The organism is Bradyrhizobium sp. Kon58, assembly GCF_055807455.1.
The window spans coordinates 1-248 of record NZ_JBVVOT010000575.1 but is presented as its reverse complement, the minus strand read 5'-3'; the positions used below and the strand labels follow the sequence as shown (position 1 = coordinate 248).

General features: G+C 60.5%; 1 protein-coding gene. It reads left to right on the top strand.

Features of this window, described 5'->3' with window-relative positions:
* Position 1 precedes the first annotated feature (1 nt).
* On the top strand, positions 2–127 hold the full coding sequence (locus AC0L20_RS41555; RefSeq protein WP_473295920.1) for a DUF7844 domain-containing protein: 126 nt from the start codon (positions 2–4) through the stop codon (positions 125–127).
* Positions 128–248 lie beyond the last annotated feature (121 nt).

Here is a 248-nt window from a genome sequence, read left to right as displayed (position 1 = left end):
AATGCTCGCCACCGTGCTGCATGAACTGACCCACATCGATGACCGTGCGCGCCTGTGGTCCAAGGACGAGCGCGCGCTGATCACCAGGCGCAGCATGCTATGGCCCCAGCGACTCACCAGGTTCTGATTGGCTTCGGCGAGCAGGTAGTCGATTTCGTACACGCGTTCCGGGTCGATCTGGCCCAGCGGCGTCTTGGCGAAGTCCTTGCCAGCATTCAAGAAAGCGTAGGTCTTGCTGCAGGTATCCT